The sequence below is a fragment of the Thauera sp. K11 genome (genome assembly GCF_002354895.1).
In the GTDB taxonomy this organism is placed as follows: domain Bacteria; phylum Pseudomonadota; class Gammaproteobacteria; order Burkholderiales; family Rhodocyclaceae; genus Thauera; species Thauera sinica.
The window spans coordinates 907,933-926,680 of the sequence record NZ_CP023439.1 but is presented as its reverse complement, the minus strand read 5'-3'; the positions used below and the strand labels follow the sequence as shown (position 1 = coordinate 926,680).

Annotated in this window: 1 pseudogene; it reads right to left on the bottom strand. The window is 71.4% G+C overall.

The window, feature by feature from the left end:
* Window positions 1–26 precede the first annotated feature (26 nt).
* Window positions 27–18,746 (bottom strand): annotated as a pseudogene (locus tag CCZ27_RS04220) (amino acid adenylation domain-containing protein); the annotation flags it as partial.
* Between the last annotated feature and the right edge of the window lie 2 nt (window positions 18,747–18,748).

Here is an 18,748-nt window from a genome sequence, read left to right as displayed (position 1 = left end):
CAGCCGCTGCAGCCCCCCGCACCCGCCTCGATCAGCGCATGGAACGCGCTCGGCGCCAGGTTGAGCCACGTGATGCCTTCGGCCTCGATCTGCGCGAGGATGCGCTGCGGATCGAACGGCTCCGCCCCCAGGTGCAGGCAGCCGCCCACCACCAGCGGACCGAAGATGTTCTTCTGCGTCAGGTCGAAGCTGTGCGAACTCAGCAGCAGGACACGGTCCTCACCGCTCAGGCCCGCGTCCTCGACGTACCACCCCAGCAGGTTCTGCAGCCCCCGCCGCCAGACCTGCGCCGCCTTCGGACGGCCCGTCGAGCCCGAGGTGTAGATCACGTAGGCCAGGTGCGCCTCGTTGCCCGCGAACGGCTCGGGGTTGGCCGCACTGGCACCCGCCCAGGCGGACGGCTGCGCCATGTCCAGCAGCACCGCTCCGGGCCGCTCGGCGCCGATGCGCCCGGCCAGTTCGGCCGCGCTGATCACCACCGCCGGTTCGCAGTCCTCGAGCATGTAGGCCAGCCGCTCGCCCGGATAGCCCGGGTCCAGCGGCACGTACGCCCCGCCCGCCTTGAGCACCGCCACCAGCGCCACCACCAGCTCCACGCTGCGCCCCAGGCACACCGCCACCCGCGCATCCGGCCCCACCCCCAGCGTGCGCAGGTGGTGCGCCAGGCGGTTCGCGCGGGCGTTCAGTTCGGCATACGTCAGCGACGCCCCGTCCTGCCTCACCGCGACCGCCTGCGGCGTGCGATTGGCCTGCGCCTCGATCAGTTCGTGCAGGCAGCGGCCCGCCGGATAGTCCCGCGCCGTCGCGTTCCAGCCCTCCAGCACCTGCGTCCGCTCGCCCGCCGGCAGCACGTCCAGCGCACGCAGCGCCTGCTGCGGATCCCGCTCCAGCGCCGCCGCCACGACCTCCAGCGCGCGCTGCATGAAGCCGCACACCCGCGCGGCCCCGATCGGGCGGCTCACCTGCATCGTCAGCAGGAAGCCTTCGCCCAGGTCGTCCACCGCGAGCGTCAGCGGATAGTTCGTGCGCTCCTGGCCGGCCACTGCCACCAGGTCGGCAAACGGACGCTCGGCGCCGTCGCCGCCCGCCTCGTCCGCTTCGGGGCTGTAGCGGTAGTTGAGCAGCGACGTAAACAGCGGCGCCGGTGCCTGCACCGCGCTGCAGCGCTGCGCCAGCGCCAGCGGCGCATGCTCGTGCCGCAGCAGCCGCGCGAGCAGGCCATGTACCGCCTTCAGACGGGTCTCGACGCTCTCCCCATCCACGCTCAGGCGCACCGGCAGGGTGTTGATGAACATCCCCATCACCCGGTCCGCGCCTTCGCCGCCCTGCATGCGACCGAACAGCACCGTCCCGAACACCACGTCCTCGCGACCCGTCGTGCGTGCCAGCACCAGCGACCACGCCAGGTGCATCAGGCTCGCCGCGCTCACCCCCAGCCGGCGGCAGTGGTGACGGATGGCGGCGGCCAGCTCGGGAGCAACCCGGTGTTCCGCCTCTTCGATTTCGCTGCCGTCACCCTGCACGTCCAAGAGCCCGAACGGCGCCGTCGGTTCGTCGATGTCCCCCAGCATGTCGCGGAAGAAGGCTTCGTGCTCGGCCTCGCTCACCCCCAGCCGCGCCTGCGCCACGAAGTTGCGGAACGGCACCGCCGCCGGCAGCTCCGATGCCCGGCCCGCCTCGATCAGCGCCGCCTCTTCGACCAGCAGGTCCTGCGTCGTGTGGTCCAGCACCAGGTGGTGCGACAGGATGCGCAGCAGCCACCGCCCGTTCCGCACGTCCTCGGCCACCCAGGCGCGGATCAGCGGCGCCTGCGTCAGGTCGAAGCGCGTGTTGCGCGGGTCCAGCCGCGCTTCGAGCTGCGCCGCCGCCTCGCCCTGCGACGGGTCCAGCGCGATCTCCTCGATCACGAGCCGCGCCTGCCGGCTGACCACCTGCAGCGGTTCGGGTACGCCCTGCCACACGAGGCTCGTGCGCAGGATGTCGTGACGGTCGATCACGCGCTGGATCGCCGCCAGCAGGCTGTCCAGCCGCGCCCGGCTCGGGCTGCTGATCAGGCTCGCCTCGACATAGGCGTCGTGCTCCGGGTCCACCAGGTGGTGGAACAGCATGCCTTCCTGCAGCGGCGCCAGCGGGTAGATGTCCTGGATGTTCGGCGTGCCGCCCGCCACCTGCGCCACCAGCGCGTCGATCTCGTCCTGCGTCAGCGCCGCCAGCGTCACCATCTCCGGCGTGATGCGTTCGGCACTGCCGTCGGACGGGATGCCGTTCGGCGGCACCCGCACTTCACTGCCTTCCCGCCCCAGTTGCTGCGCCAGTTCGGCCAGGCTCGGCGCCGCGAACAGCGTGCGCACGTCCGCGTACAGCCCTTCGCGGCGCAGCCGCTCGATCAGGCTCACCGTCAGCAGCGAGTGACCGCCCAGTTCGAAGAAGTTGTCGTGGCGCCCGACGGGCTCCACCTTGAGCAGGTCGCTCCACAGCCGCGCCAGCGTCTGTTCCACTTCGCCCTGCGGCGCCTCGAACGCGCGGCTCGCCCCGCCGCCTTCGGGCGCCGGCAGCGCCGCCCGGTCCAGCTTGCCGTTGGGCGTCAGCGGGAAGCGCGCCAGCCGCACGAACGCCGACGGCACCATGTACGACGGCAGCGCGGCCACCGCGTGCGCACGCAGCGCTTCCACCGGCGCCTCGCCCACGTGGTACGCCACCAGCCGCTTCTGGCCCGGCCCGTCCTCGCGCGCCAGCACCGCCACTTCCTGCACACCGGCCACCGCCGCCAGGCTGCCTTCCACTTCCCCCAGTTCGATCCGGAAGCCCCGCACCTTCACCTGGAAGTCGTTGCGCCCGATGAATTCGACTTCGCCGTCCGGACGCCAGCGCGCCAGATCCCCCGTCCGGTACATCCGCGGCGCCGGCTCCAGCGCCGTGGCCGCCGCGAACGGGTCCGCCACGAAGCGTTCCCGCGTCTGTTCTTCCAGGTTCAGGTAGCCGCGCGCCACCCCCACCCCGCCGATGTACAGTTCCCCCGCCACCCCCACCGGCACCGGCTGCCCCTGCCCGTCCAGCAGGTACAGCCGCATGTTGGCGAACGGACGGCCGATGCTCACCCGGCTCACCCCCGGCACGTGGCGCACGTAGGCCGCGCTGCACGAGATCGTGATCTCGGTCGGGCCGTAGGTGTTGATCAGCCGCGTCGGCGCCGCCCGACCGCCCTGCAGCGCCTCCCACTGCGCCAGCGCGTGCGCCGACAGCGCATCGCCCGTGACGTTGATCAGCCGCACGCCTTCCAGCCAGGCCAGACCCTGTTCCGGCGACACCTGCCATTCGCCCACCAGCGTGTGCCAGTGCGCCGCCGTCAGGTGCACCACGTCCGGGCGCACCCGCTCCGGCGCCCCGGCCTCGCCCACGCCGAACAGGTCGTTGCCCGGCACCAGCGTCGCCCCGCCCAGCAGCGCCGGCAGCGTCTCTTCCAGCGAGAGGTCGAAGTTCAGCGAGTTCTGCTGCAGCACCCGCTCGCCCGCCTGCAGACCAAACCAGCCGATCGCCTCCAGCGTGTAGTTCACCAGCCCGCGGTGTTCGATCATCACCCCCTTGGGGCGGCCGGTCGAACCCGAGGTGTAGATCACGTAGGCCAGGTGCCGCGCGTCCAGTCCGAGATCACCCGGGACGCGGTTCGTCTCCGGCGCCCCGGCCCACGCCCCGGCGTCGGCCGCCAGGTCCAGCAGCGCCGGCACGCGCTGCCCGGCCGCGGCCAGCGCCGCCAGTTGCGCTTCGATCACCGGGCGCGCCGCGCCCTGGCTGAGCACCACCGCCGGTTCGCTGTCGGCCAGCATGTACGCCAGCCGATCGCCCGGGTAGGCCGGGTCCAGCGGCACGTACGCCCCGCCCGCCTTGAGCACCGCCAGCAGGCCCGTCACCATGTGGAACCCGCGCTCCACGCACAGCGCCACCCGCACTTCCGGGCCCACCCCCAGGCTCGCCAGGTGGTGCGCCAGGCGGTTCGCCCGCGCGTTCAGTTCGCCGTAGCCCAGCGATTCGCCCCCGAACCGTACCGCCGGCGCCTGCGGCGTGCGCGCCGCCTGCGATTCGAACAGCTCATGCACGCAGCGCGCCAGCGGGTAGGGCTTCGCCGTCGCGTTCCACCCCGACACCACCTGCTCGCGCTCCGCCGACGGCAGCACGTCCAGGGCGTTCAGCGAGGTCCCCCCTCCGCTCGACAGCGCCGACGACAGCGCATGCAGCGCCTCCGCCATGAAGGCGCACACCCGTTCCGCCTCCACCGTCCGGCTCACCTGCGCCGTCAGCAGGAAGTCCTCGCCCAGATCGTCTACGTCCAGCGTCACCGGATAGTTGGTGCGCTCATAGACACCCAGCGCCTCGATGTCGTCGAAGGAACCTTGCCCGACGCCTTCCAGCCCGCTCTCCTGCTGCGGGCTGTAGCGGTAGTTGAGCAATGAAGTGAACAGCGGGGCCGGCGAGGCCACGCCGCTATAACGTTGCGCAACTGCGAGCGGTGCGTGCTCGTGGCGCAGCAGGCGCGCGAGCATGGTGTGCACATGCTTCGCCCCGCTCCTGGCGGTCTGCCCGCCGATGGTGACGCGAAGCGGCAGCGTATTGATGAAGATGCCGATGCTGCGGTCGGCCTGATGGCCGCCCTGCATGCGGCCGAACAGCACCGTCCCGAACACCACGTCCTCGCGACCCGTCGCGCGTGCGACGACCAGCGCCCACGCCAGGTGCATCAGGCTCGCCGTACTGACACCGAGCTGCCTGGCCTGCTGCCGCAGCGATCCGGACAGTTCCCTGGGCAGCAGGTGCTTCGCTTCGCCGATGTCGTGGCCGTCGCCCTGTACGTCCAGCAGCCCGAACGGCGCCGTCGGTTCGTCGATGTCGCCCAGCATGTCGCGGAAGAAGGTTTCGTGTTCTTCCTGGGAGACACCGTACAGGGCCTGCGCCACAAACTCGCGGAAAGCCGCCGGCGGCTGCAGTTCGTCCGCCCTGCCCTGTTCGATCAGCCGCGTCTCTTCGATGATCAGATCGGACGCCGTGTGGTCGATGGTGAGGTGATGAGCCAGCAGGTGCAGCAGCCAGCGGCCGTTGGCGGCATCCTCGGCGACATGCACTCGCAGCATCGGTGCCTTGTCCACGGCGATCCGTGTCCTGCGCGGATCGAAATACGCCTCGAGCTGTTGCAGGACGTTCCCGCCCGCGGGATCGAAATGCAGCTCTTCGACCATCAAGGGCGCATCCCTCAACACCACCTGCATGGGTTTTGCCAACCCTTCCCAGATGACGGCCGTGCGCAGGATGTCGTGCCGATCGATGACTTGTTGCGCACGCGCGAGGAAGGCATCCAGCATTTCGCGGCTCGAGAATCCGAACACGCTGGGCAGCAGGTACGGGTCGCCGTCCTCGGCCATCAGGTGGTGGAACAGGATGCCTTCCTGCAGCGGCGCCAGCGGGTAGATGTCCTGGACGTTCCGCACCCCGCCGGGCACCTGCGCCACCAGCCGGTCCAGTTCGTCCTGCGTCAGCGCCGCCAGCGTCACCATCTCCGGCGTGATGCGTTCGGCGCTGCCGTCGGCCGGGATGCCGTTCGGCGGTACCTCGATCCGCGCCGGCCCCGCGCCCACGCTCGCGGCCAGTTCGGCCAGGCTCGTGCTGGTGAAGAGCGCGCGCACGTCGGCCTGCAGCCCGGCCTGGCGCATGCGCTCGATCAGGCTCACCGCCAGCAGCGAATGCCCGCCCAGTTCGAAGAAGTTGTCGTGGCGGCCGACCTGCGCCACGCCGAGCAGTTCGCTCCACAGCCGCGCCAGGGTCTGTTCGACGTCGCCCTGCGGTGCTTCATAGCCGCGGCGCACGAAGGCGTCGCCTTCGGGGGCCGGCAGCGCCGCCCGGTCCAGTTTGCCGTTGGGGGTCAGCGGCAGGCGTGCCAGCCGCACGAAGGCCGACGGCACCATGTACGACGGCAGCCCGTCGCCCGCGTGCGCGCGCAGCGCCTCGGCCGCGGCCTCGCCCACGTAGTACGCCACCAGGTACTTGGTGTCGGTGTCGCCGTCCGCCCGCGCGATCACCACCACGTCGCTCACGTCCGCGGCCTGCGCCAGGTGCGCCTCGATCTCGCCCAGTTCGATGCGGAAGCCCCGCACCTTCACCTGGAAGTCGTTGCGGCCCAGGTATTCGATCGTTCCGTCCGCCAGCCAGCGGCCCAGGTCGCCCGTCTTGTACATGCGCGGGGCCGGGTTCTGCGGCGTGGCCGTGGCGAACGGGTCCGCGACGAAGCGCTCGGCCGTCAGCTCCGGCTGGTTCAGGTAGCCGCGCGCCACGCCGTCGCCGCCGATGTACAGCTCCCCCGCCACCCCGATCGGTACCGGCTGGCCGTGGCCGTCCAGGATGTAGATCCGCGTGTTGCCGATCGGGCGGCCCAGCGGCACGCTGGCCGCCTCTTCCGCCAGCGATTCGATCTCGTGCGTGATCGCGAACGTCGTGCTCTCGGTCGGGCCGTAGCCGTTGAGCAGGTGCTGCGGACGGTGCTCGCGCAGCACCTTGCGCACCACCCGCGGGTCCAGCGCGTCACCGCCGATGATCAGGTAGCGCAGCCCCGGCAGCACCGGGCCCAGCACCCGCTCGTACTGGTTGAACAGGCCCACCGTCAGCCACAGCACGCTCACCGCGCGATCGCCCAGCGCCCCCGCCAGACGCTGCGGATCGAGCAGCGTGTCCTGGTCGATCACCACCACCGCACCACCGTTGAGCAGCGCCGCCCACACTTCCAGCGTGCTCGCGTCGAACGCCGGGTTCGCCGCCAGCGCCACCCGGTCGCCCGCGCCGAACGCCGCGTAGCCGTTGTTGCGCACCAGCCGCACGATCCCCCGGTGCAGGATCTCCACCCCTTTCGGGCGGCCCGTCGAGCCCGAGGTGTACATGACGTAGGCCAGCGCGTCGCCGCCCGTGCGCACCTCCGGCGTGCCGGACGGTTGCGACGACAGCGCCTCGCCGTCCGCGTCGAGCCGCTGCAGGCCGGACAGTTCCGCGGCCACCGCTTCGCCGGCGCGCCCGATCAGCAGGCGCACCCCCGCGTCCTGCGCCATCAGCGCCTGGCGCTCGCCCGGCAGCACCGTGTCCAGCGGCAGGTACGCTCCGCCCGCCTTGAGCACCGCCAGTTCCGCCGCCACCAGTTCGGCCGAGCGCGGCAGGCTCAGCGCCACCGCCTCGCCCGCCTGCAGCCCCGCCGCCAGCAGCGCGTGCGCCAGGCGGTTCGACCACGCGTCCAGTTCCGCGTAGCTCAGCGTCCGTTCGCCGTCGAGCACCGCCAGGGCGGACGGCGTGGCCTGCGCCATCTGTGCGAACAGTTCGCCCACCCCGCTCTCCCGCGGGTAGGCGTAGGACGTCGCGTTCCAGCCCTGCACCACCTGCGCACGCTCGGAGGCCGGCAGTACGCCCACGCCGCTCAGCGGCGCCTGCGGATGCGACGACAGCGCCTCCACCAGGCCCGACAGCGCGCTCTGCATGAAGCTGCACACCCGAGCGGCCTCCAGCGGGCGGCTCACCTGCGCCGTCAGCAGGAAGCCTTCGCCCAGGTCGTCCACCGAGAACGTCAGCGGGTAGTTCGTGCGTTCGTGGCCGGCCACTTCCATCAAGTCGGCAAACGCGCGCTCCACGCCGTCGCCGCCCGCCTCGTCCGCTTCGGGGCTGTAGCGGTAGTTGAGCAGCGAGGTAAACAGCGGCGCCGGCGCTTCGACCGCGCTGCAGCGCTGCGCCAGCGACAGCGGCGCATGTTCGTGACGCAGCAGTTGCGCCAGCCGCGCGTGCGTCTGCCGCAGCGCCGCTTCCACGCCCACGTCGCCCACCCCCAGGCGCACCGGCAGGGTGTTGATGAACATCCCCATCACCCGGTCCGCGCCTTCGCCGCCTTGCATGCGCCCGAACAGCACCGTCCCGAACACCACGTCCTCGCGCCCCGTCGTGCGCGCCAGCACCAGCGACCACGCCAGGTGCATCAGGCTCGCCGCGCTCACCCCCAGCCGGCGCGCCTGCGCGCGGACCGTCTGTGCCAGCGCCGGGTCCAGCCGCAGCCGTGCTTCCTCGATCCCGCTGCCGTCGCCCTGCACGTCCAGCAGCCCGAACGGCGCCGTCGGTTCGTCGATGTCGCCCAGCATCTGGGTGAAGAAGGCTTCGTGTTCTGCCTGGCTCACCCCCAGCCGCGCCTGCGCCACGAAGTGGCGGAACGGCACCGGCGCGGGCAGTTCCGACTCCCGGCCCTGTTCGATCAGTTCGGCCTCTTCGACCAGCAGTTCCAGCGTCGTGTGGTCGATCGCCAGGTGGTGCGCCAGGATGTGCAGCAGCCAGCGCCCGTTCCGCGCGTCCTCCACCAGGTGCGCGCGCAGCAGCGGCGCGCGGCCCAGGTCCAGCCGCGTGTGCTGCGGGTCGAAACGCGCTTCCAGCGCCGCGGCCAGGTCTTCCGTGCCGAAGTCGCCCGCGTCCAGTTCGACCAGCTCGAGCCGCGCTTCGCGCTGCACCACCTGCACCGGCTGCGACAGCCCTTCCCAGTACACCGCCGTGCGCAGGATGTCGTGCCGCCCGATCACCTGCTGCACCGTGTCCACGAAGCGCGACACCGCTTCGCGCTGCTGGAAGCCGTACACGCTGGGCAGCAGGTACGGGTCGCCGTCCTCGGCCATCAGGTGGTGGAACAGGATGCCTTCCTGCAGCGGCGCCAGCGGGTAGATGTCCTGGACGTTCCGCACCCCGCCGGGCACCTGCGCCACCAGCCGGTCCAGTTCGTCCTGCGTCAGCGCCGCCAGCGTCACCATCTCCGGCGTGATGCGCTCCGCACTGCCGTCGGCCGGGATGCCGTTCGGCGGTACCTCGATCCGCGCCGGCCCCGCGCCCACGCTCGCGGCCAGTTCGGCCAGGCTCGTGCTGGTGAAGAGCACGCGTACGTCGGCCTGCAGCCCGGCCTGGCGCATGCGCTCGATCAGGCTCACCGCCAGCAGCGAATGCCCGCCCAGTTCGAAGAAGTTGTCGTGGCGGCCGACCTGCGCCACGCCGAGCAGTTCGCTCCACAGCCGTGCCAGCGTCTGTTCGACCTCGCCTTGCGGCGCTTCATAGCCGCGGCGTACGAAGGCATCGCCTTCGGGGGCCGGCAGCGCCGCCCGGTCCAGTTTGCCGTTGGGCGTCAGCGGCAGGCGTGCCAGCCGCACGAAGGCCGACGGCACCATGTACGACGGCAGCCCGTCGCCTGCGTGCGCGCGCAGTGCTTCGGCTGCGGCCTCGCCCACGTAGTACGCCACCAGGTACTTGGTGTCGGTGTCGCCGTCCGCCCGCGCGATCACCACCACGTCGCTGACGTCCGCGGCCTGCGCCAGGTGCGCCTCGATCTCGCCCAGCTCGATGCGGAAGCCCCGCACCTTCACCTGGAAGTCGTTGCGGCCCAGGTATTCGATCGTTCCGTCCGACAGCCACCGGCCCAGGTCGCCCGTCCGGTACATGCGCGCCGGGGCGTCGCCTTCAGCCACGGTGGCGAACGGGTCCGCCACGAAGCGCTCGGCCGTCAGCTCCGGCTGGTTCAGGTAGCCGCGCGCCACGCCGTCGCCGCCGATGTACAGCTCCCCCGCCACCCCGATCGGTACCGGCTGGCCGTGGCCGTCCAGGATGTAGATCCGCGTGTTGCCGATCGGACGGCCCAGCGGCACGCTGGCCGCCTCTTCCGCCAGCGATTCGATCTCGTGCGTGATCGCGAACGTCGTGCTCTCGGTCGGGCCGTAGCCGTTGAGCAGGTGCTGCGGACGGTGCTCGCGCAGCACCTTGCGCACCACCCGCGGGTCCAGCGCGTCACCGCCGATGATCAGGTAGCGCAGCCCCGGCAGCACCGGGCCCAGCACCCGCTCGTACTGGTTGAACAGGCCCACCGTCAGCCACAGCACGCTCACCGCGCGATCACCCAGCGCCCCCGCCAGACGCTGCGGATCGAGCAGCGTGTCCTGGTCGATCACCACCACCGCGCCGCCGTTGAGCAGCGCCGCCCACACTTCCAGCGTGCTCGCGTCGAACGCCGGGTTCGCCGCCAGCGCCACCCGGTCAGCCGCACCGAACGCCGCGTAGCCATTGTTGCGCACCAGCCGCACGATCCCCCGGTGCAGGATCTCCACCCCTTTCGGGCGGCCCGTCGAGCCCGAGGTGTACATGACGTAGGCCAGCGCGTCGCCGCCCGTGCGCACGTCCGGCGTGCCGGACGGCTGCGACGACAGCGCCTCGCCGTCCGCGTCGAGCCGCTGCAGGCCGGCCAGTTCCGCGGCCGCCGCTTCGCCGGCGCGCCCGATCAGCAGGCGCACCCCCGCGTCCTGCGCCATCAGCGCCTGGCGCTCGCCCGGCAGCACCGTGTCCAGCGGCAGGTACGCTCCGCCCGCCTTGAGCACCGCCAGTTCCGCCGCCACCAGTTCGGCCGAGCGCGGCAGGCTCAGCGCCACCGCCTCGCCCGCCTGCAGCCCTGCATCGAGCAGCGCGTGCGCCAGGCGGTTCGACCACGCGTCCAGTTCCGCGTAGCTCAGCGTCCGTTCGCCGTCGAGCACCGCCGGCGCGGACGGCGTGGACTGCGCCATCTGTGCGAACAGTTCGCCCACCCCGCTCTCCCGCGGGTAGGCGTAGGACGTCGCGTTCCAGCCCTGCACCACCTGCCAGCGCTCGGAGGCCGGCAGCACGCCCACGCCGCTCAGCGGCGCCTGCGGATGCGACGACAGCGCCTCCACCAGGCCCGACAGCGCGCTCTGCATGAAGCTGCACACCCGCGCGGCCTCCAGCGGGCGGCTCACCTGCGCCGTCAGCAGGAAGCCTTCGCCCAGGTCGTCCACCGAGAACGTCAGCGGGTAGTTCGTGCGTTCGTGGCCGGCCACTGCCACCAGGTCGGCAAACGCGCGCTCCACGCCGTCGCCGCCCGCCTCGTCCGCTTCGGGGCTGTAGCGGTAGTTGAGCAGCGCGGTGAACAGCGGCGCCGGCGCTTCGACCGCGCTGCAGCGCTGTGCCAGCGACAGCGGCGCGTGTTCGTGACGCAGCAACTGCGCCAGGCGCGCATGCGTCTGCCGCAGCGCCGCTTCCACGCCCGATCCGTCCACGGAAAAGCGTACCGGCAGGGTGTTGATGAACATCCCCATCACCCGGTCCGCGCCTTCGCCGCCCTGCATGCGACCGAACAGCACCGTCCCGAACACCACGTCCTCGCGCCCCGTCGTGCGCGCCAGCACCAGCGACCACGCCAGGTGCATCAGGCTCGCCGCGCTCACCCCCAGCCGGCGGCAGTGGTGACGGATGGCGGCGGCCAGTTCGGGAGCGACCCGGTGTTCCGCCTCTTCGATTTCGCTGCCGTCGCCCTGCACGTCCAAGAGCCCGAACGGCGCCGTCGGTTCGTCGATGTCCCCCAGCATGTCGCGGAAGAAGGCTTCGTGCTCGGCCTCGCTCACCCCCAGCCGCGCCTGCGCCACGAAGTTGCGGAACGGCACCGCCGCCGGCAGCTCCGATGCCCGGCCCGCCTCGATCAGCGCCGCCTCTTCGACCAGCAGGTCCTGCGTCGTGTGGTCCAGCACCAGGTGGTGCGACAGGATGCGCAGCAGCCACCGCCCGTTCCGGGCGTCCTCGGCCACCCAGGCGCGGATCAGCGGCGCCTGCGTCAGGTCGAAGCGCGTGTTGCGCGGGTCCAGCCGCGCTTCGAGCTGCGCCGCCGCCTCGCCCTGCGACGGGTCCAGCGCGATCTCCTCGATCACGAGCCGCGCCTGCCGGCTGACCACCTGCAGCGGTTCGGGCACGCCCTGCCACACGAGGCTCGTGCGCAGGATGTCGTGACGGTCGATCACCCGCTGGATCGCCGCCAGCAGGCTCTCCAGCCGCGCCCGGCTCGGGCTGCTGATCAGGCTCGCTTCGACGTAGGCGTCGTGCTCCGGGTCCACCAGATGGTGGAACAGCATGCCTTCCTGCAGCGGCGCCAGCGGGTAGATGTCCTGGATGTTCGGCGTGCCGCCCGCCACCTGCGCCACCAGCGCGTCGATCTCGTCCTGCGTCAGCGCCGCCAGCGTCACCATCTCCGGCGTGATGCGCTCCGCGCTGCCGTCGGACGGGATGCCGTTCGGCGGCACCCGCACTTCACTGCCTTCCCGCCCCAGTTGCTGCGCCAGTTCGGCCAGGCTCGGCGCCGCGAACAGCGTGCGCACGTCCGCGTACAGCCCTTCGCGGCGCAGCCGCTCGATCAGGCTCACCGTCAGCAGCGAGTGACCGCCCAGTTCGAAGAAGTTGTCGTGGCGCCCGACGGGCTCCACCTTGAGCAGGTCGCTCCACAGCCGCGCCAGCGTCTGTTCCACCTCGCCTTGCGGCGCCTCGAACGCGCGGCTCGCCCCGCCGCCTTCGGGCGCCGGCAGCGCCGCCCGGTCCAGCTTGCCGTTGGGCGTCAGCGGGAAGCGCGCCAGCCGCACGAACGCCGACGGCACCATGTACGACGGCAGCGCGGCCACCGCGTGCGCGCGCAGCGCTTCCACCGGCGCCTCGCCCACGTGGTACGCCACCAGCCGCTTCTGGCCCGGCCCGTCCTCGCGCGCCAGCACCGCCACTTCCTGCACACCGGCCACCGCCGCCAGGCTGCCTTCCACTTCCCCCAGTTCGATCCGGAAGCCCCGCACCTTCACCTGGAAGTCGTTGCGCCCGATGAATTCGACTTCGCCGTCCGGACGCCAGCGCGCCAGATCCCCCGTCCGGTACATCCGCGGCGCCGGCTCCAGCGCCGTGGCCGCCGCGAACGGGTCCGCCACGAAGCGTTCCCGCGTCTGTTCTTCCAGGTTCAGGTAGCCGCGCGCCACCCCCACCCCGCCGATGTACAGTTCCCCCGCCACCCCCACCGGCACCGGCTGCCCCTGCCCGTCCAGCAGGTACAGCCGCATGTTGGCGAACGGACGGCCGATGCTCACCCGGCTCACCCCCGGCACGTGGCGCACGTAGGCCGCGCTGCACGAGATCGTGATCTCGGTCGGGCCGTAGGTGTTGATCAGCCGCGTCGGCGCCGCCCGACCGCCCTGCAGCGCCTCCCACTGCGCCAGCGCGTGCGCCGACAGCGCATCGCCCGTGACGTTGATCAGCCGCACGCCTTCCAGCCAGGCCAGACCCTGTTCCGGCGACACCTGCCATTCGCCCACCAGCGTGTGCCAGTGCGCCGCCGTCAGGTGCACCACGTCCGGGCGCACCCGCTCCGGCGCCCCGGCCTCGCCCACGCCGAACAGGTCGTTGCCCGGCACCAGCGTCGCCCCGCCCAGCAGCGCCGGCAGCGTCTCTTCCAGCGAGAGGTCGAAGTTCAGCGAGTTCTGCTGCAGCACCCGCTCGCCCGCCTGCAGGCCGAACCAACCGATCGCCTCCAGCGTGTAGTTCACCAGCCCGCGGTGTTCGATCATCACCCCCTTGGGGCGACCCGTCGAACCCGAGGTGTAGATCACGTAGGCCAGGTGCCGCGCGTCCAGTCCGAGATCACCCGGGACGCGGTTCGTCTCCGGCGCCCCGGCCCACGCCCCGGCGTCGGCCGCCAGGTCCAGCAGCGCCGGCACGCGCTGCCCGGCCGCGGCCAGCGCCGCCAGTTGCGCTTCGATCACCGGGCGCGCCGCGCCCTGGCTGAGCACCACCGCCGGTTCGCTGTCGGCCAGCATGTAGGCCAACCGATCGCCCGGGTAGGCCGGGTCCAGCGGCACGTACGCGCCGCCCGCCTTGAGCACCGCCAGCAGGCCCGTCACCATGTGGAACCCGCGCTCCACGCACAGCGCCACCCGCACTTCCGGGCCCACCCCCAGGCTCGCCAGGTGGTGCGCCAGGCGGTTCGCCCGCGCATTCAGTTCGCCGTAGCCCAGCGATTCGCCCCCGAACCGTACCGCCGGCGCCTGCGGCGTGCGCGCCGCCTGCGATTCGAACAGCTCATGCACGCAGCGCGCCAGCGGGTAGGGCTTCGCCGTCGCGTTCCACCCCGACACCACCTGCTCGCGCTCCGCCGACGGCAGCACGTCCAGGGCGTTCAGCGAGGTCCCCCCTCCGCTCGACAGCGCCGACGACAGCGCATGCAGCGCCTCCGCCATGAAGGCGCCGAGACGCTGCGGATCGATCCTGCTCACGACCTGGAAGGTGAAGACGAAGTCGTCGCCGAGATCGTCTACGTCCACGCACACGGGCAGGTTGGTCCGCTCGCGGCTGCTCAGCAGCGAGATGCCCTCGCTGCCGCGGAACAAGCCTTCGGCGCCGGCGAGCGACTGCTCACTGTGGCGGTAGTTGAGGATGGTGGTGAACAGCGGCGCGGGCGCCTGCACCGCGCTGCAGCGCTGCGCCAGCGCCAGCGGCGCATGTTCGTGGCGCAGCAGTTGCGCGAGCAGGGCGTGCGTGTCCCTCAGGCTGACCATCGCCGCCAGTTCGCCGATGCGCAGCCTCACGGGCAGCGTGTTCATGAACATGCCGAGCGCGCGGTCGGCGCTCTCGCCGCCTTGCATGCGGCCGAGGAACACCGAGCCGAAAACCACGTCCTTCCGTCCGGTCAGCCGCGCCAGCACCAGCGCCCACGCCAGATGCATCACGGCGGCCGGACTCACGCCCTGTTTCCGCGTCTGGATGCGGAGTGCGGCGGACAGTGCCGAATCGAGCGTCCAGCGATGCTCGACGATCGAACTCGCATCGACCTGCACGTCGACGATGTCGAACGGTGCCGTCGGTTCGTCGATGTCACCCAGCATGTCGCGGAAGAAGGTTTCGTGCTCTTCCTCGCTCACCCCCAGCCGTGCCTGCGCCACGAAGTTGCGGAACGGTACCGGTGCCGGCAGTTCCGACTCCTCCCCGCGTTCGATCGCGAATGCTTCCTCGACCAGCATTTCGAGGGTCGGGTGATCGATCGCCAGATGGTGGCTCAGCAGGCGCAGCAGGCAGCGCTGGTTGGCCGGATCGTCGGCGATGACGCAACGCAGCATCGGCGGCTGCGTGATGTCCATCAGGAAGTGCTGCGGGTCGAAGCGCGTTTCGAGCTGCTCGGCGACGGTGTCGCCCGAGGCGGGGTCCGGTTCGAAGATGTCGATCGGGAGAAGCGCCCGCCGCAGGACGACCTGCATCGGTTGCGCCAGTCCCTTCCAGATGAACCCGGTGCGCAGGATGTCGTGACGGTCGATCACCCGCTGGATCGCCGCCAGCAGGCTATCCAGGCGCTCGCGCGAGGAGGCCGCGATCAGGCCGGCCTCGACGTAGGCGTCGTGTTCCGGATCCACCAGGTGGTGGAACAGCATGCCTTCCTGCAGCGGCGCCAGCGGGTAGATGTCCTGGATGTTCGGCGTGCCGCCCGCCACCTGCGCCACCAGCGCGTCGATCTCGTCCTGCGTCAGCGCCGCCAGCGTCACCATCTCCGGCGTGATGCGCTCCGCGCTGCCGTCGGACGGGATGCCGTTCGGCGGCACCCGCACTTCACTGCCTTCCCGCCCCAGTTGCTGCGCCAGCTCGGCCAGGCTCGGCGCCGCGAACAGCGTGCGCACGTCCGCGTACAGCCCTTCGCGGCGCAGCCGCTCGATCAGGCTCACCGTCAGCAGCGAGTGACCGCCCAGTTCGAAGAAGTTGTCGTGGCGCCCGACGGGCTCCACCTTGAGCAGGTCGCTCCACAGCCGCGCCAGCGTCTGTTCCACCTCGCCCTGCGGCGCCTCGAACGCGCGGCTCGCCCCGCCGCCTTCGGGCGCCGGCAGCGCCGCCCGGTCCAGCTTGCCGTTCGGGGTCAGCGGGAAGCGCGCCAGCCGCACGAACGCCGACGGCACCATGTACGACGGCAGCGCGGCCACCGCGTGCGCGCGCAGCGCTTCCACCGGCGCCTCGCCCACGTGGTACGCCACCAGCCGCTTCTGGCCCGGCCCGTCCTCGCGCGCCAGCACCGCCACTTCCTGCACGCCGGCCACCGCCGCCAGGCTGCCTTCCACTTCCCCCAGTTCGATCCGGAAGCCCCGCACCTTCACCTGGAAGTCGTTGCGCCCGATGAATTCGACTTCGCCGTCCGGACGCCAGCGCGCCAGATCCCCCGTCCGGTACATCCGCGGCGCCGGCTCCAGCGCCGTGGCCGCCGCGAACGGGTCCGCCACGAAGCGTTCCCGCGTCTGTTCTTCCAGGTTCAGGTAGCCGCGCGCCACCCCTACCCCGCCGATGTACAGTTCCCCCGCCACCCCCACCGGCACCGGCTGCCCCTGCCCGTCCAGCAGGTACAGCCGCATGTTGGCGAACGGACGGCCGATGCTCACCCGGCTCGTCCCCGGCACGTGGCGCACGTAGGCCGCGCTGCACGAGATCGTGATCTCGGTCGGGCCGTAGGTGTTGATCAGCCGCGTCGGCGCCGCCCGACCGCCCTGCAGCGCCTCCCACTGCGCCAGCGCGTGCGCCGACAGCGCATCGCCCGTGACGTTGATCAGCCGCACGCCTTCCAGCCAGGCCAGACCCTGTTCCGGCGACACCTGCCATTCGCCCACCAGCGTGTGCCAGTGCGCCGCCGTCAGGTGCACCACGTCCGGACGCACCCGCTCCGGCGCCCCGGCCTCGCCCACGCCGAACAGGTCGTTGCCCGGCACCAGCGTCGCCCCGCCCAGCAGCGCCGGCAGCGTCTCTTCCAGCGAGAGGTCGAAGTTCAGCGAGTTCTGCTGCAGCACCCGCTCGCCCGCCTGCAGGCCGAACCAGCCGATCGCTTCCAGCGTGTAGTTCACCAGCCCGCGGTGTTCGATCATCACCCCCTTGGGGCGACCCGTCGAACCCGAGGTGTAGATCACGTAGGCCAGGTGCCGCGCGTCCAGTCCGAGATCACCCGGGACGCGGTTCGTCTCCGGCGCCCCGGCCCACGCTCCGGCGTCGGCCGCCAGGTCCAGCAGCGCCGGCACGCGCTGCCCGGCCGCGGCCAGCGCCGCCAGTTGCGCTTCGATCACCGGGCGCGCCGCGCCCTGGCTGAGCACCACCGCCGGTTCGCTGTCGGCCAGCATGTACGCCAGCCGATCGCCCGGGTAGGCCGGGTCCAGCGGCACGTACGCGCCGCCCGCCTTGAGCACCGCCAGCAGGCCCGTCACCATGTGGAACCCGCGCTCCACGCACAGCGCCACCCGCACTTCCGGACCCACCCCCAGGCGCGCCAGGTGGTGCGCCAGGCGGTTCGCCCGCGCGTTCAGTTCGCCGTAGCCCAGCGATTCGCCCCCGAACCGTACCGCCGGCGCCTGCGGCGTGCGCGCCGCCTGCGATTCGAACAGCTCATGCACGCAGCGCGCCAGCGGGTAGGGCTTCGCCGTCGCGTTCCACCCCGACACCACCTGCTCGCGCTCCGCGGCCGGCAGCATCACGAGCTGCGATACCGGACGCGTGTCGTCATCCACCATGGAGCGGAGCAGTTCCTGCCAGTAGAGGAGGAACCGCTCGACCGTGGCGCGCTCGAACTTGCCCTTGTCGAAATCGAGCGGCGCGCACAGGCGCCCGCGGAATTCGGCCAGCTCGAAGACGAGGTCCATCCCCACGCCGCCGTTGTTCTGGATGTGGCCGTAGGCATGCAGATGAATGCCGCCCCAGGGAACCGCGCCCGTTTCCTCGCGGTGAGCCATCAAGCCCATCATGTCGGAGGCCGCACGCGCCTTCTGGAAGGTGAACAGGACCTTGAAGTACGGCTGCCCGACATCCGAGCGCGCCGGGTTCAGCGCGGTGACCAGGTCGGAAATCGGGTAATTCTGGTTCTTCAGGCCGCGCCACGCCGTCGAACCCACCTGCTTGAGCAGTTCGGCCACGCTGATCTGCGGATCGACGTCGGCAGCGAGGACGACCGGGTTCGTGAAGTTGCCGATCGTGCCCCCCCAAGCCTTGTTACGCCCCGGCATCGGTGATCCGACCGCGATCCGGCGCTCGCCGCTGAGGCGGCTGAGCAGGATGCAGTAGGACGCCAGCAAGGTCGAAAACATGTTGACGCCGTGCTTTTCCGACAGCTCGCCGATGCGTCCGGTCAGTTCCTCCGAAACGAAGAGGTTGACCGTTTCGCGCCCGTGCCGCTCATCGCTGCCGTCCGGGCGGTGATCCGCCTGGAGGTCGAACAGCGGGCCGGAGTCCGCCAGTTCGCCGCGCCAGTATTCGAGCTGGCGCGCACCTGCGTTGCCGGACAGCCACTCGCGCTGCTCGGTGACGAAGCGCGAGAAGTGCGGCGGTTCGACGAACTCCGGGGCCTCGTCCCCGGCCGCTTCGGCACGGAGCAACTGGTCCAGTTCGTCCAGCAGTTGCCACAGCGACCATCCGTCGCAGACCATGTGGTCGAACACCAGCACGATGACGCATTCGTCCTGCGGTGCCCGGTAGAGGCAGGCGCGCAGCAGCGGCGGCGCGCCCAGCTCGAACGGGCGCACGCGGTCGGCCTCGACGCGGGCCACGACGGCCGGGTCGTCGAGATCGTCCACCTCGAACACTTCGAGCGCCACCAGGGCGCCGTCGTCCACCCGCTGCATCGGTACGCCATCGCGCAGCGCGAGCGTTGCCCGCAGCATGGGATGACGGGCCACGATCACGTCCAGCGCCCATTGCAGCGTCCCGGCATCGATCGCCGGACGCGCCCGCGCCGCGAACGCGATGTTGAAGTAACCGCGCTGCTCGGGCTCCATCTCGTACAGAAACCACAGCGAGCGCTGGATCGCCGAGAGGGGAAACCAGCCTGAATCCGGCGTATCGGAACGGCTCGATGGGTCTTGTCCGGGAGAGGCGAGCGAAGCGACGGTCACAG